Origin of the sequence: Endozoicomonas sp. NE40, assembly GCF_040549045.1 — a bacterium.
GTDB classification, from domain to species: domain Bacteria; phylum Pseudomonadota; class Gammaproteobacteria; order Pseudomonadales; family Endozoicomonadaceae; genus Endozoicomonas_A; species Endozoicomonas_A lisbonensis.
Genome location: NZ_JBEWTB010000002.1, coordinates 4,323,315 through 4,336,861 on the forward strand (window position 1 = coordinate 4,323,315; position 13,547 = coordinate 4,336,861).

Below are 13,547 nucleotides of genomic sequence, written 5' to 3' on the forward strand. Positions count from 1 at the left end.
ACAGGGCCTGATGCAGCGTCCATACTGGCTTTAATTTCCTTGTTAAAACGTTACTGGAAGTTGCCTTCCACGGAGTTATTCCCCCTTAGAGTCATTGAGGAGGTTTCAGTTCCTCACAATATTGTTTTTTTGTTCAGAAAGCTGAGCGATTAGACTGGTTTGCCAACGTCTTCAGAGCAATGACAGATACCGGTCACCCCGGTCGCAGATGATGCAGACAATGGTGGCGTCCTCAACTTCTTCTGCTATGCGAAGTGTACCCGCTACAACACCTCCCGATGAGATGCCACAAAAGATACCTTCTTTTTTGGCCAGATCCCGCATGGTCTGTTCTGCTTCCTGCTGGGAGATGTCCATAATCCGGTCAACACGGCTGGCATCGAAAATATCCGGTAAATACTCTGGCGACCAGCGACGGATTCCGGGAATACTGGCTCCCGTGGCAGGTTGCAGCCCGACAATTTCAATCCCGGGATTTTGTTCTTTGAGATAGCGGGACGTTCCCATAATGGTTCCGGTGGTTCCCATTGCGCTAACGAAATGAGTGATGGTGCCTTGAGTTTGCTGCCATATTTCAGGGCCGGTGCCATGGTAATGAGCGAGAGGATTATCCTGATTGGCAAACTGGTTCAGTACTTTGCCCTCTCCCTTCTGCCCCATTTCCAGAGCCAGATCCCTGGCGCCTTCCATACCTTTCGCCTGAGGCACCAGTATCAGCTCGGCTCCATAGGCTGACATGGACTTACGACGTTCTTCGGTCATATTGTCAGGCATGATCAGCACCATGCGATAGCCACGAATGGCTGCTGCCATCGCCAGTGCTATACCCGTGTTGCCACTGGTGGCTTCAATCAATGTATCACCCGGCTTAATGTCACCTCTGGACTCGGCTTCAGTGATCATGGACAGGGCTGGACGATCCTTAACCGACCCGGCTGGGTTCTGGCCTTCCATTTTCAGAAGAATGGTATTGGATGATGGTTCAGCGATTCGCTGCAGGCGAATCAGCGGTGTATTGCCCACCAGGGCTTCAATCGTCGGGTATGCCATAAAGGTCTACTCCACAGATGGTCGTCTTAATTTTTTGGGGGAGGATAACCCATAAGTCATCGACTGTCGCATAGTCTGATGGTTTTTTAGTACTGGAAAAAGTAGCGGAAAATGTCATACAGCAAGGCAAACGGGTACCTACAATAATGGCAGGGTTCACTTAACCCTGTGAGGTGTTGTATGAAAATTCTGGCTATCTTGTACGATGACCCTTCTGGCGGAATGCCACAACATTACCCAGTTGAGCAACTGCCTGTTCTTCATTGCTATCCGGACGGGTCGCGTCTGCCGACACCTGAAACGATAGACTTTACCCCCGGAGAGTTGCTCGGATCCGTTTCAGGAGAGTTGGGGTTGAGGCGGTTTCTTGAAACGAGTGGTCATACGCTGGTGGTTACATCCAATAAGGACGGTCTGGACTCCGTTGCGGAAAAAGAGCTGGTTGATGCAGATGTTGTGATTTCACAGCCTTTCTGGCCATTCTATTTAACAAAAGAACGAATTGAAGGGGCGAAGCAGTTGAAACTGGCTATTACCGCTGGAGTTGGTTCTGACCATGTTGACTTACAGGCTGCTATTAAGAATGGGGTTGATGTGGTTGAAATCACCTACTGCAACTCAGTGTCCGTTTCAGAGCATATAGTTATGATGATCCTGTCTCTGGTTCGTGATTACCATACTCAACATGCGATCGCTAAAGCAGGCGGGTGGAACATCGCTGACGCAGTACAACGATCTTATGATGTTGAAGGTATGCATATTGGTTCAGTCGCTGCCGGTAGAATCGGGCTGTCGGTCCTGAGAAAGATGAAACCGTTCGATACCCATCTTCATTACTGTGACAAGCATCGCCTGCCTGAATCCATAGAACGGGAACTGGGATTGACTTATCACGCCTCCGTTGAGTCCATGCTGCCAGAATGTGATGTGGTGACAATAAACTGCCCGTTACATGCGGAAACGGAAAATCTTTTTGATAGTGAAATGATCAGCAAAATGAAAAAAGGTGCTTATCTGGTCAATACGGCACGTGGGAAAATCTGCAATAGAAATGCCGTTGCGGATGCCCTGAAATCAGGTCAGCTCAGTGGTTACGCCGGAGATGTCTGGTTTCCCCAGCCAGCGCCAGGTGATCATATCTGGAGACGTATGCCTCATCATGGAATGACACCACACACATCGGGTACAACCTTGTCAGCGCAGGCTCGTTATGCAGCGGGAACCCGGGAGATTCTGGAGTGTTTTTTTGCCGGGAAGCCGATCAGGGAAGAGTATTACATTGTGAAGGATGGTGTGCTGGCCGGTGCCGGTAAGCACGCTTATACAGAAGGCAATACAACAGCAGGTTCAGAAGAAGCGAGTTCTTACTGAGTTGTTACTACCCTCGTTAGCGGTATTTGACTAAAAGGCTCAATGACAATTCCTTGAAGATTTTTACCTCGCATGCACTGATCTTGATGGCAATTCCCGATACAATAGGGGTTTGTACTCTAGGCAGTTTGAATGCTGACCAGACAGGTCCACTTTTGATTTTTATTTAAGGTTATCTTCATGCGTAATCGACAGGCTTCCTCTGGCAAGCGTCAGGATGTAGGGGAAGTGCTGGTGACAGGTCTTTCCCATGATGGCCGCGGTCTGGCTCGTACTCAGGCCGCTTCCGTTAACAGGGCTTTTGGTCACGGAGCTGGAAAAACGGCTCGGAATAAAGAGCAGGGCAAAACCCTGTTTATAGAAGGTGCACTTCCGGGAGAAACGGTCACAGTCAGGATTTTGGAAGACCGTCGTCGCTTTCTTAATGGCCGTGTCCAAACCATTATTCAACCCTCCGGTGAGCGTGTTGAGCCACCTTGTAAACACTTTAAACAGTGCGGTGGTTGCAGCCTGCAATACTGGTCTCATAAGGGGCAGCTGGCAGGCAAGCAGGAGATTGTGCTGGATCAGTTGCGACGCTTTTCCTCGCTTACCCCAGCAGAGGTAGCCCCGCCCCTGGTGTCAGAACCTTATGGCTATCGCCATCGCGCCCGTTTGTCCATCCGCTGGCAAAAGGACGGTCTGGCTCTGGGGTTTCGGGAAAAACAGAGTAAAGCTATCTGCTCCATCAGCGAATGTCCGGTACTGGCAGAATCCCTGCAGCCTTTGCCCGGGCGTTTGCGCGAACTGTTACCACAGTTGCAGAAACATCAGGCGATCAGTCATGCTGAACTGTTTGACGCCGACAGTGGACGAGCCATTTTGCTCCGCCATATTCGCCCCCTGACTGAGCAGGATGCCCAAACACTCCGGGCTTTTGCCCGGGAGGAACAGCTGCATCTGTATCTGCAGGGTGATCCCGACAAGGTTCAATGCCTTTATAAACCCGGGGATGATGCATGGCTGTACAACCAGATTCCTGAATTTGACCTGAAACTGCAGTTTCGTCCCACTGACTTTACCCAGGTGAACTGGGCGATCAATCGTAAAATGGTGGCGCAGGCGGTTGAATGGTTACAACCGAAAGCGTCTGACCGGGTGCTCGACCTGTTCTGTGGGTTAGGTAATTTTTCCCTGGCGCTGGCTCGTCATGTTCAAACTGTTACGGGCGTTGAGGGGAGCGAGGGGGCGGTTGAACGGGCTCGCTATAATTCGAATCTGAATCATATTGAAAACAGCGATTTCCATCAGGCTGATCTGTCTGCACTGGCAAAGGGCAGCGAGTGGTTTGACCGGAACTACGACATACTGTTGCTTGACCCCCCAAGAACAGGGGCTATAGAGATTATTGAACAAATGGCACAGACTTTGCCAGACAGGGTACTCTATATTTCATGCAACCCAGCCACTCTGGCACGTGATGCTGGCGCTCTGGCTGAACAGGGGTTTCAACTGGCAAAACTGGGTGTCATGGATATGTTCCCGCAGACGGCCCATGTGGAATCCATGGGTTTATTTATAAGAAGCTGAGATACAGCATCAGAACAAAAGAGTAATTGTAGGCAGTTAACTGCCCGCCGGAGAACAACCCGGCGAACCGGATTTATATGGAAAGACTGATATGGTCAAGGTAAGAGAAGATCACCCAACCCGATACGATGGCTCTGTAGATCTGGACGCCTGGCTGCAGCGTCTGGGTGATACTCATGGTATCAACAATATTGCACGGCTGCGTGAAGCCTGCGAAATGAGTCGCACGGCTGAAGAGCAGGCACGCTTACAGGCTGATACCGTATGGCCCACCGGGCCAGGCTGCTATCGCACTGGCCTTGAAATGATCGAAATTCTGGCCGAGTTGAAGGTCGACCCGGACTGTCTGGTGGCCGCAGCATTATACCGGACTGTGCGTGAGCGTAAGCTGGCACTGAAGGTGGTGGAGGAAACCTTTGGTACTACCGTGGCTGCCCTGATCAAGTCGGTGCAGGGCATGGCTGCCATCAGCACATTGCTTAACCCGGCTCGTACCCAGGTACTGGACCAGTCTCAGGACCAGCTGGAAAAAGTCCGCAAAATGCTGGTGTCGATTATCGACGATGTCCGCGTTGCCCTGATCAAACTGGCTGAACGTACCTGCGCTATTCGCGCCCTGCGCGACGCTGACAAGGAAAAGCGTCGCCGGGTTGCCCGTGAAGTGTTCGAGATTTATGCACCACTGGCGCACCGTCTGGGGATTGGTTACATCAAATGGGAGCTGGAAGACCTCTCCTTCCGCTATCTGAAACCTCAGGATTACAAGAAGATTGCCCGCCTTCTGGATGAAAAGCGTCTGGATCGACAGCAATATATCGACAGCGTGGTCGAACAGTTGCAGGAAGCCATGAAAGAGGCGGACATTGACGGTGAGATTTATGGTCGTGCCAAGCATATCTACAGTATCTGGCGCAAAATGAAGCGCAAGGGACTGGATTTCCGCGAACTGTACGATATTCGGGCGTTCCGTATTATTACCCATCAGGTGCGGGACTGTTATGCCGCTCTGGGTGTGGTGCATTCCCTGTTCAACCATATTCCCCAGGAGTTTGACGATTACATCGCAACGCCCAAGGAAAATGGCTATCGCTCACTGCATACGGCGGTATTCGGGCCAAACGGTAAAACCCTTGAAGTTCAGATCCGCACCGAAAGCATGCACGAAGAAGCTGAGCTGGGGGTGTGTGCTCACTGGAAATACAAGGGTACGGATGTTAATGCCAAGAGTGACAGCTACGAAGAGAAGTTGGCGTGGTTGCGTCAGGTGATGGAATGGCATGAAGAACTGGGCGACCTGAGCGGCATTGCCGAAGAGTGGCGCACCGATATCGAGCCGGACCGTATCTATGTCTTTACCCGTAATGGTCATGTGGTTGATTTATCGGTGGGGGCGACCCCGGTGGACTTCGCCTTCCGCATCCATTCTGAAGTAGGTCTGAAGTGTCGTGGTGCCAAGGTGGGTGGGCGTATTGTGCCACTGAACCACTCTCTGAAGACCGGTGATCAGGTGGAAATCCTCACGGCTTCCAACGCCCGTCCGAGTCGTGACTGGCTGAACCCGGATCTGGGTTATGTCACCACCAACCGAGCCCGGGCGAAGATTACCAGCTGGCTGAAGAAACAGGACAGGGAATCCAACCTGGTTGACGGACGCAGCCAGCTGGATGCCGAGCTGAAACGCCTGGCCCTGACCAGTGTGGATCTGCAGCCGTTGTTGAAAAATACGCCATTCGAGAGTCTGGACGATATGTACGCTGCTATTGGTGCCGGCGATTATCGTGTGGCACAGATCACAACGCTGGCGCAACGTGAGCTGTCTCCGGAAGAAGAGAAAGACTTTGAGATCCGCACCAAGCCAAGACAGGAAAAAACGTCAGACAGCACCATCACGATTGATGGCGTTGGTAACCTGTTAACGCAGATGGCGGGTTGTTGCCAGCCAGTACCCGGCGATCCGATTATCGGCTACATTACGACCGGACGGGGTGTCAGCATTCATCGACAGGACTGTAACAACGCCCTGATTCTTCAGAATCAGGAACCGGAGCGCCTGATAGAGGTCAACTGGGGACACTCACCTGAATATGGCTACCCGGTAGAAGTGCAGATTTTGGCCTATGACCGTTCAGGGTTGTTGAGGGATATCACTGTTGTACTGGCGAATGAAAAGGTGAACGTTCTCGAAGTCAGCACCCGCACCAGCAAGGAAGAGAATATTGCGACCATGCGACTGTTGCTGGAAGTTAACAGCTTGCAGCAGCTGGGTGTGGTACTGGCAAAGGTGGATAAACTGCCTAATGTCATTGAGGCGGTTCGTCATCGGAAGGAAGCCAGAAGTAAGTAGATTAAGACTCTGCTTATGGGAGAAACTTATGGAAATAGTCATAGATAAAAAGCCATAGGTAAAAAGCCTGATGCAATATAGCTACGACGACCTGGTGTATTTAATGAATCGACTCAGGGACCCGGTTACCGGTTGTCCCTGGGATCTGGAACAGAATTTCAGCACCATTGCTCCCTACACGTTAGAAGAGGCTTGTGAGGTGTTGGAAGCCATCGCCAGTAAGGATTACGACAACCTGAAAGAGGAACTGGGTGACCTGCTGTTTCAGGTGATCTTTCACGCCCGGATGGCGCAGGAAGAAACGTTGTTTGATATTTCAGATGTCATTCACGGGCTGGTCAGCAAAATGGTTCGCCGGCACCCCCATGTTTTTCCTGACGGAAGCTTACACTCTGAGCGTACCGGAGAGGAAGCGACGACACCGGAACAGGTGACCGAGAACTGGAGTAAGATCAAGCAGCGTGAAAAGGCCGGGGTATCCAGACCGCTGTCCGCCATGCCAGACAAACTGCCAGCGGCGCTCCCAGCCATGGAAAAGGCAAAGAAAATTCAGAAAGCGGCTGCAAAAACAGGGTTTGACTGGCCTGACAGCTCGCAGGTGTATGAAAAAATACAGGAAGAGATTACCGAGCTGAAGGAAGCCCAGACCGAAGGACAGGAGCGAATGACGGAAGAGTTTGGCGACCTGTTGTTCGCCTGTGTGAATTTAGCCCGACATTTACAGGTAGATCCTGAACTGGCTTTACGGCAAGCCACGGGGAAATTCGAACGACGATTCCGTACTATGGAATCTATCGCCCTGGCTGATGAACAGGATTTCCGGCAACTGACGCTGGAAGAAATGGAAGACTACTGGCAACAAAGCAAGCAGAATGGCGGTTAAAGGAAGTACAACTGATGGCGTATTTATTTTAAAAACTGATGTTTGGTGGGGTTATGACGAGGCATAAGTGATGGGGTTGTTTTCTGATGCACCCAGATACGGGGGTGTGTTTTATCGATCTTTTTCTCAATGCATGGACAGCCCTGATATTAATCTCTTTTTTGGTGAGGGTTCAGTCGCTCAAGCAGGCATTTGTGGGGGAGCGACTATTGTTTGGATAAGGTATTATTTGTCGCATGAAGGAATGTATAGCAATAAGATTCTTTCCAGGGAAACCAGTACTATAGAAATGCTCCAAAGTGCATTGGCGTATCGGGATCAGGGATTATCACAGCTGTTCATTGATAAAGGCATCATGATGGTACGTCCATTTCATTACAATGGTAAATCTGTTTCCAGTGCTGACGCCATGGAAGTCAGCCATCTTGTCTCTGTGTCTCATGGGATCAGCATTTTTAGTTATTACCATAGAGCCCTTGGTCCACATGTTGTTGCAGCTTATGTTGATCGGACAAAAAGATTATTTTTTTTCGATGCGAATCAAGGTGACGTATCGATTCCATACCCCGGAAGTTTTCAGTGGCTGCATTCGTACATAAATCTTTTTCTGCAGCAAACAGCATGGTTTAAGGTGACGCATTTTGAACCGTGCTGGAATGAGGGGCGGTTTCAACAATGCCTGGCAGAGTTAACCGCAGACGCTGAAAAGGGTTTCCCGCAGATGCGTCTGAGGGCAAGGCGATTGCGAGAGGGTGTAGTCGAAAGGGAAACTACGTTGTAAACCCGACGCTTCATTTTCCGGAGTAAAGGGTAATAACCCCGGTGCTGCTGGCAGGATAAAATGGACAAGAGCCTTAATGGACGACTTTACAGATCAATGGTAGCCTTGTTTTGCGCTGGAGCGGCTCAATCCAATAGCCTGGGGAGGCAAATAGTAGAAGAGATGTTTATTTATACATGAAGCCAATCAGTAAATTATTATTATTGCTGGAACTGATGATCTGTTACGGCCCATCCCTCTGCTACCTGATTATCGGTATTGCTTTTGTTCCGTTCTGGATATTGTCTGCCCTGAGTGGGGAATTTCAGGCCATCACCATGGTCATGATGGTGGTGGGCGGCGTGATTGGGTTCTTTGCCCTGCTGGCGCTGGTTTACAAAATCTGCCACCCAAAATCCAATATGATCTGTGATGGCAAAATTCGCCTGTTGTCGCTGATGGGGATGATATCGTCCATTGTTATTCTCTATCAGGCCGACGCGATTGAGAAGTTGTTTGAGGTCGGAGCTTTTCTCTATCTGCTGCCCCTCGCGGCTTCTCTGCATATTATCTATCTGGGTAGAAACTACTATTTTTCCTGCTGCGATCGATCTGAGCGTTCAGGCAGCGACTGATATCGAGAGGCAGTACTGCCTCTTAGTTTTTCACTGTAAAAACTCGGCCTGCCGTCGATAATCGCCATAAGAATATAAATACTCTTATTATTTATGGCAGACCCTCTTTCTCCCAGTGGCTCCAAAAGGCGCTCATCAGGCTCATTTGAGTCTTTTGTGGTTTCAGATTCGCAGGAGCCTGAATATTCAGCCGCTGCCAGAGACCATAATGAGTTTAAAGCCCGGTTCGGTTCTCACAGTGTTAAAAAGCATGAAGCGGAAATGCAGTTCATGCTAAAGCCGTTTATGAGAAAAGCTTCCGGTTCGCAACAAGCGTTAGGGAAAAGGCTGCTGCGTACACTGGGAAAGGTGAGGGGGCTGGTCACACGCTCGCTACCCGCTGATCAGTGCACTGTACCTGATTGGAAGGAGGCGCGTGTTCCGGCATCAGAATGGCAAGACGAGCTGAGAGCTAATCAGGTGGATATGTTTGTCTCTGACGAGAGACTGCTGAACAATATGGATTCCAGTTCTGAATGGTACGATCGAATGGGCAATGGGGTGCTGTTCAATGGTGAAGTGCCAGATACGTTTGATATTGCACAGCTGGACAGGCGACAGACCTGTTTTCTGCTGAGTGCATTGGGTGCTTATGCTGCAACCCCACTGGGACAACGTTTGCTACAGCAGATTATCCGGCTATATCCGGAAGGTTTTGTGGGGGTAACTTTAAACGATGACTCTCTGGCTGAACGTAGTGTCAAGGTAGTGGTGTCCAGCAGCCGTCCCGTTGATCGCCATGGTAAGGATTGTTATTCATTTGCCAATACTTCCGGTGCTCGTTGGGCAGGTTATATAGAGAAAGCGTGTCATGCGTTGCTTCTGGAGCGTAGTGCCAACGTTGATCAATTGAAGAAAGAAAAGCCGGGAGAGGATTTGTCTTATATTGAAGGCTTGTTACGCTTGATAACCAGTAATAAAAAAAACAGTTGTCTGCTTGATCGTATCGATATGTCTCTGGCTTTTAAACTGCTGCCACCGATGCCTGAACTAACGTCACCAAGCCCTGCGTTCCAGCAGCCACAAAGTCTGAATGCGTTTGACGCGCGTGATGATGATCTGAAAAAACCTCTGATTAAAGATCTGATCTGTTTCAATATCAAACAGGGCATTCCGGTAATACTGGGTACCAGGGGCGACTGGCGGGGGACTTTTAATGCCTCATCCGGTACCCCGACCAATCACGCTGTAACGGTACTGGGTCCCGCCTCTCTCAGGAAAGGCTCCGACACTGTAGACGGTTTTTTAACCTATGATCCCTATGGAGAAGCTTTTGGCAAGAGCGACATTGCCACGGCTTCCGTTGGTACTACGACGAGCGTAAAACCCTCTGGTCAGGCCATTCGCTTTTGTTCTTATGATGACATTCACGAGTATTTCAACCGGGTAACCATTGCCCGCGGAGGCTTTGTTCATAATCTGGAATACCTTAAAAAACTGGCTGCTGAAAAACCGGATGCCCGGAATGAAGATGGCTGGGAATTAGTCTAACCGGGCGTTTTGATCTCCTGGGTCCTTGTTTCCTGCTTTATTGATGTAAATTATTTCCAACCTGCTATACATTTCGACATAGTCTTTACTCATCGCTGTCCAGGAAGGTTATTGTGGATTTAAATCTGACATTGAACGAAACTCGCGTACTTGGCTGCCTTCTGGAGAAGGAGAGTACAACGCCCGACCTGTACCCGCTGACGCTGAATTCCCTGCTGAATGCCTGCAACCAGAAAAGCAATCGGGACCCGGTGCTGTCGCTGACGCCAGCTGACGTCAAAAGCACTCTGGATGACCTGGTCGAACAACGCCTGGTCAGTGAAGAAGGCGGCTCCCGCACCAGCAAGTACCGCCACCGGTTCTGCAATACCCTGTTCAGTGACCTGAAGTTTTCTGAGCAGGAACGTGCCATCGTCTGCGTGATGTTGTTGCGTGGTCCGCAGACACCGGGTGAAATTCGCAGCCGGACGGGTCGTCTGACACAGTTTTCAGACGTTTCACAGGTAGAAACCGTGTTGCAGGACATGGCTGAAAAAGAGTGGGTCAGGCAGCTGCCAAAGGAACCCGGCAAGCGCGAGTCCCGTTTCGCCCATCTGTTCTCCGGCGATATTGAGGTGCCACCCAGCCCCGTGACGGTCATGGCTGACGACAAGTCGCGTATTCAGGAGCTTGAGCATGAAGTGAAGGTTCTGAAGGCTGAAATTGAGCGTTTAAATCAGTTGCTGGTTTCATCAGCAGACGGCCTGGAGTAACTCTAGCGCCTCTTCCCGGTGGAGGCCAATACTCACAATATTTTGAATATGCCATGTCAGAAACCTTTAAAGTAGAGAAAACATATCTCTGTATCACGAGCTAGGCTGGTGCTTGGATTTTACACTCTCTTTCAGTTCTGCTCTTTCTGTTTCTGAAAGGTAAGCAATGGTCAGGCCATTTTCCTGTGCCTGACGAATATCACCTTGGTTCAATCCAGCAGCAGGAGCAGCAACTTCATATTCATGAGGCAAGTCTATGCCTTCCACAGCAGGATCGTCGGTGTTAATGGTAGCTAAAATACCGTGTGCCAGAAACTGCTTGAGAGGGTGTGACTCTATATTTGGGAAAGCACTGGTTTGTACGTTGGAGGTCAGGCAGGACTCTATGCCAATCTGGTGTTCTGCCAGATAATCCATTAGTTCCGGGTCTTGAATGGCTTTGGCTCCATGACCAATACGCGTTGCACCCAGCTCGTTAATAGCTTGCCATACGCTCTCAGGACCAGCGGCTTCACCTGCATGAATAGTAACGTTCAGACCTGCATCACGAACCTGCTTAAAATGACTGTTAAAAAGCGCACCGGGTTTACCCACCTCATCACCTGCCAGATCGATAGCGACCAGATGGTCTTTATGGGTAAGGCAGGCTTCCAGGTCTTTCTTGCAGCCCTGTAGGCCACAGGTACGACACATAACACCAATTAGATTGGTTTTAACTGAAAAGTCTTTGCTACCAGCCTGTACACCGTCAATCACGGCTTCGACGACTCCTTCCGGGTTCAGGCCGTTTGTCATTGCCATATACCAGGGGCTAAAGCGCAATTCGGCGTAGTCGATTTGGGCATTCCGTGCGTCTTCAACATTTTCATAGGCAACTCGACGACAATCGTCGTAAGATGAAAGAACTTTGACACCCCAGTCAATCTTGCTGAGAAAGCTGACCAGATCGGGCTCTTGATTAGTCACCTGAACATGGGGAAGCAAATCTGTAAGTGTTTTGGCAGGAAGTTGAATATTATTTTTCAGACCTAGCTCAAGAATAGTCTGGGGCCGGGTATTGCCGTCAAGATGTCGATGGATATCGGTCAGGGGGAGTGATTTATCGATCATAGTGTTTCTCACTGTTTTGATGGGTAATCAACTCAGTACCGAGTAATAAAATAGTTGAAATCACAAGGCAGGCAAACCGGGAAATCTATAAACTCGGATAAGACACTCAACGTGACTAGGTAGTTTTGCAAAAGGAAAACAGCTTCCTGCGACTTTAGTAAGCTGGTCCTGTGGATCGAAACAGGTCTCATGATTATGATGAACTGTTGAAAATGATGTTGCTTCCCATTAACAGATATGCCTTACCGCTTTTTTGATAGTTCTGCCAGGGTGTGGAAATCTCGGTCGGCACACTTTCAGAAGAAAGCTCTTTGAAACCGGCAAGGCTATAAAAGTGCTTAAGGTGTTGATAGGGGTAACACCAGCAGCGGGAAGGGGACAAAGCCAGAAGTGTTTCCTTTACCAGCTGAAGCCCATAGCCGCAGCCGCGTCTTGGTACTGACACACAGACAGAGCGCAGCAGAAAACCTTGAGACCGGGGGCAGGCTCGCAGCGCGGCGATTATCTCACCTTCGCTGCGAAGGACAAACACCCGCTCGCCGGAGCGGGCTTTGCCTTTGTGTCCATTGGCCTTGAAAAAACGGTTAACCAGTGGATAGGCCACCGGTTGCAGCTCTTCAATCATTGGTGTTGTCTTTCACACCGCTGGCTTTCTGGGCGCTGGACAGAATGCCCCGCAGCATATTCAGTTCTTTTGACTCCGGGCGGGCCCGGTTAAATAAGCGACGAAGTCTTTTCATCACCTTGCCCGGGTGCTGCTGAATAATAAAATCAATATCCGTCAGGGTTTGTTCAAGGTGCTGGTAGAAGCGCTCCAGTTCTTCCTGAAGGGGGTACTCTTCTGCTTGTGGCTGAGCCTGTAGTTGAATCGTTGTCCGGTCAAAATGAACCGAAGCCTTGCGCAGTTCGTAACAGAGAATCTGAATGGCTGAAGCAACATTCAGCACCGGGTAGTCCGGATTAGCATCAATGCAGGCATGAAAGTGACACTTTTCCAGTTCTTCATTGGTCAGTCCCATGGTCTCCTGTCCAAACACGAGGGCAACAGGGCGGTTGACAGACTCTTTCAGCAGGGCTTCGGCACAAGCATCGGCTTCCAGCATCGGACGGTTACTGGTGCTGTTGCGTGAGCGGGCGCTGGTACCAATCACCAGCGAACAGTCGGCAATGGCTTCATCCAGAGAAGGAAAGATGCGGGCGTTCGCCAGAACATCCATTGCGCCAGCCGCCATTGCGTCGGCATCGGGGTCAGGGTAACGTTGCGGAGTTACCAGACACAGCTCGCTTAAACCCATGGTTTTCATGGCCCGCGCGGCAGAGCCAATATTACCGGGGTGAAAGGTGTTAATCAGGATAATTCGAATATTTGACAGCATGATCCGGGCGAATTTCAATTAAGGTGGGCAATTATAATGTCGTTCCTGCCCCGCATAAATGGCTACCAGGAAAAATAGCAGGCTTCCCTTATATAACTTTTGTGTCTGAAAAATAATTAAAATTTGTACTGTGGTAATAATGGTCGTATCTGTTACAGTGCAGCTCT

12 protein-coding genes are annotated in these 13,547 nt (G+C 50.0%); 8 read left to right on the forward strand and 4 right to left on the reverse strand.

All coding sequences use genetic code 11. The features are described 5' to 3' along the window. Positions 1-171: 171 nt before the first annotated feature. Positions 172-1,050 carry a cysteine synthase CysM gene (gene cysM / locus V5J35_RS20670; RefSeq protein WP_354008946.1) on the reverse strand — a complete coding sequence of 293 codons (879 nt, stop codon included), beginning with the start codon at positions 1,048-1,050 and terminating at the stop codon, positions 172-174. Between the two features lie 180 nt (positions 1,051-1,230). Between cysM and V5J35_RS20675 the strand changes: the two genes are divergently transcribed. The 8 genes from V5J35_RS20675 (at position 1,231) to V5J35_RS20710 (ending at position 10,894) form a co-directional block, all read left to right on the forward strand. Further along, positions 1,231-2,421 carry an NAD-dependent formate dehydrogenase gene (locus V5J35_RS20675; RefSeq protein ID WP_354008947.1) on the forward strand — a complete coding sequence of 397 codons (1,191 nt, stop codon included), beginning with the start codon at positions 1,231-1,233 and terminating at the stop codon, positions 2,419-2,421. 180 nt (positions 2,422-2,601) lie between these two features. Next, complete coding sequence (gene rlmD, locus V5J35_RS20680) at positions 2,602-3,990, forward strand: 23S rRNA (uracil(1939)-C(5))-methyltransferase RlmD (protein WP_354008948.1); 1,389 nt, start codon at positions 2,602-2,604, stop codon at positions 3,988-3,990. 91 nt (positions 3,991-4,081) lie between these two features. After that, positions 4,082-6,334: a GTP diphosphokinase gene (gene relA / locus V5J35_RS20685; protein ID WP_354008949.1), complete on the forward strand. Its 2,253-nt coding sequence runs from the start codon at positions 4,082-4,084 to the stop codon at positions 6,332-6,334. Between the two features lie 70 nt (positions 6,335-6,404). Beyond that, positions 6,405-7,217 carry a nucleoside triphosphate pyrophosphohydrolase gene (gene mazG, locus V5J35_RS20690; protein ID WP_354008950.1) on the forward strand — a complete coding sequence of 271 codons (813 nt, stop codon included), beginning with the start codon at positions 6,405-6,407 and terminating at the stop codon, positions 7,215-7,217. Between the two features lie 70 nt (positions 7,218-7,287). Further along, complete coding sequence (locus tag V5J35_RS20695; RefSeq protein WP_354008951.1) at positions 7,288-7,998, forward strand: hypothetical protein; 711 nt, start codon at positions 7,288-7,290, stop codon at positions 7,996-7,998. A 176-nt stretch (positions 7,999-8,174) separates the two neighbouring features. Further along, entirely contained in the window at positions 8,175-8,612 is a 438-nt protein-coding gene (locus tag V5J35_RS20700) for a hypothetical protein (protein ID WP_354008952.1), read from the forward strand. A 156-nt stretch (positions 8,613-8,768) separates the two neighbouring features. Continuing rightward, positions 8,769-10,142 carry a hypothetical protein gene (locus tag V5J35_RS20705; protein WP_354008953.1) on the forward strand — a complete coding sequence of 458 codons (1,374 nt, stop codon included), beginning with the start codon at positions 8,769-8,771 and terminating at the stop codon, positions 10,140-10,142. A gap of 113 nt (positions 10,143-10,255) precedes the next feature. After that, on the forward strand, positions 10,256-10,894 hold the full coding sequence (locus V5J35_RS20710) for a YceH family protein (protein ID WP_354008954.1): 639 nt from the start codon (positions 10,256-10,258) through the stop codon (positions 10,892-10,894). Positions 10,895-10,987: 93 nt separating this feature from the next. Here the strand turns inward: V5J35_RS20710 and add are convergent, their stop codons facing one another. The 3 genes from add to trmJ all read right to left on the reverse strand — a co-directional run bounded on the left by add (position 10,988) and on the right by trmJ (position 13,380). After that, positions 10,988-12,004, reverse strand: a complete 1,017-nt coding sequence (gene add / locus V5J35_RS20715) for an adenosine deaminase (RefSeq protein WP_354008955.1) — start codon at positions 12,002-12,004, stop codon at positions 10,988-10,990. Between the two features lie 193 nt (positions 12,005-12,197). After that, positions 12,198-12,629: a GNAT family N-acetyltransferase gene (locus V5J35_RS20720; RefSeq protein WP_354008956.1), complete on the reverse strand. Its 432-nt coding sequence runs from the start codon at positions 12,627-12,629 to the stop codon at positions 12,198-12,200. Next, a complete protein-coding gene (trmJ, locus tag V5J35_RS20725) occupies positions 12,622-13,380 on the reverse strand; it encodes a tRNA (cytosine(32)/uridine(32)-2'-O)-methyltransferase TrmJ (RefSeq protein ID WP_354008957.1) in 759 nt (252 codons plus the stop codon). Before trmJ ends, V5J35_RS20720 begins: the two co-directional genes overlap by 8 nt. Positions 13,381-13,547: the final 167 nt, after the last annotated feature.

What these genes read in the sequence shown, in the direction of transcription:
- V5J35_RS20675 (WP_354008947.1), top strand. Translation starts at nt 1,231, where the DNA reads ATGAAAATTCTGGCTATCTTGTACGATGACCCTTCTGGCGGAATGCCA.
- trmJ (WP_354008957.1), bottom strand. Translation starts at nt 13,380, where the DNA reads ATGCTGTCAAATATTCGAATTATCCTGATTAACACCTTTCACCCCGGT.
- relA (WP_354008949.1), top strand. Translation starts at nt 4,082, where the DNA reads ATGGTCAAGGTAAGAGAAGATCACCCAACCCGATACGATGGCTCTGTA.
- cysM (WP_354008946.1), bottom strand. Translation starts at nt 1,050, where the DNA reads ATGGCATACCCGACGATTGAAGCCCTGGTGGGCAATACACCGCTGATT.
- rlmD (WP_354008948.1), top strand. Translation starts at nt 2,602, where the DNA reads ATGCGTAATCGACAGGCTTCCTCTGGCAAGCGTCAGGATGTAGGGGAA.
- add (WP_354008955.1), bottom strand. Translation starts at nt 12,004, where the DNA reads ATGATCGATAAATCACTCCCCCTGACCGATATCCATCGACATCTTGAC.
- mazG (WP_354008950.1), top strand. Translation starts at nt 6,405, where the DNA reads ATGCAATATAGCTACGACGACCTGGTGTATTTAATGAATCGACTCAGG.
- V5J35_RS20695 (WP_354008951.1), top strand. Translation starts at nt 7,288, where the DNA reads ATGGGGTTGTTTTCTGATGCACCCAGATACGGGGGTGTGTTTTATCGA.
- V5J35_RS20700 (WP_354008952.1), top strand. Translation starts at nt 8,175, where the DNA reads ATGAAGCCAATCAGTAAATTATTATTATTGCTGGAACTGATGATCTGT.
- V5J35_RS20720 (WP_354008956.1), bottom strand. Translation starts at nt 12,629, where the DNA reads ATGATTGAAGAGCTGCAACCGGTGGCCTATCCACTGGTTAACCGTTTT.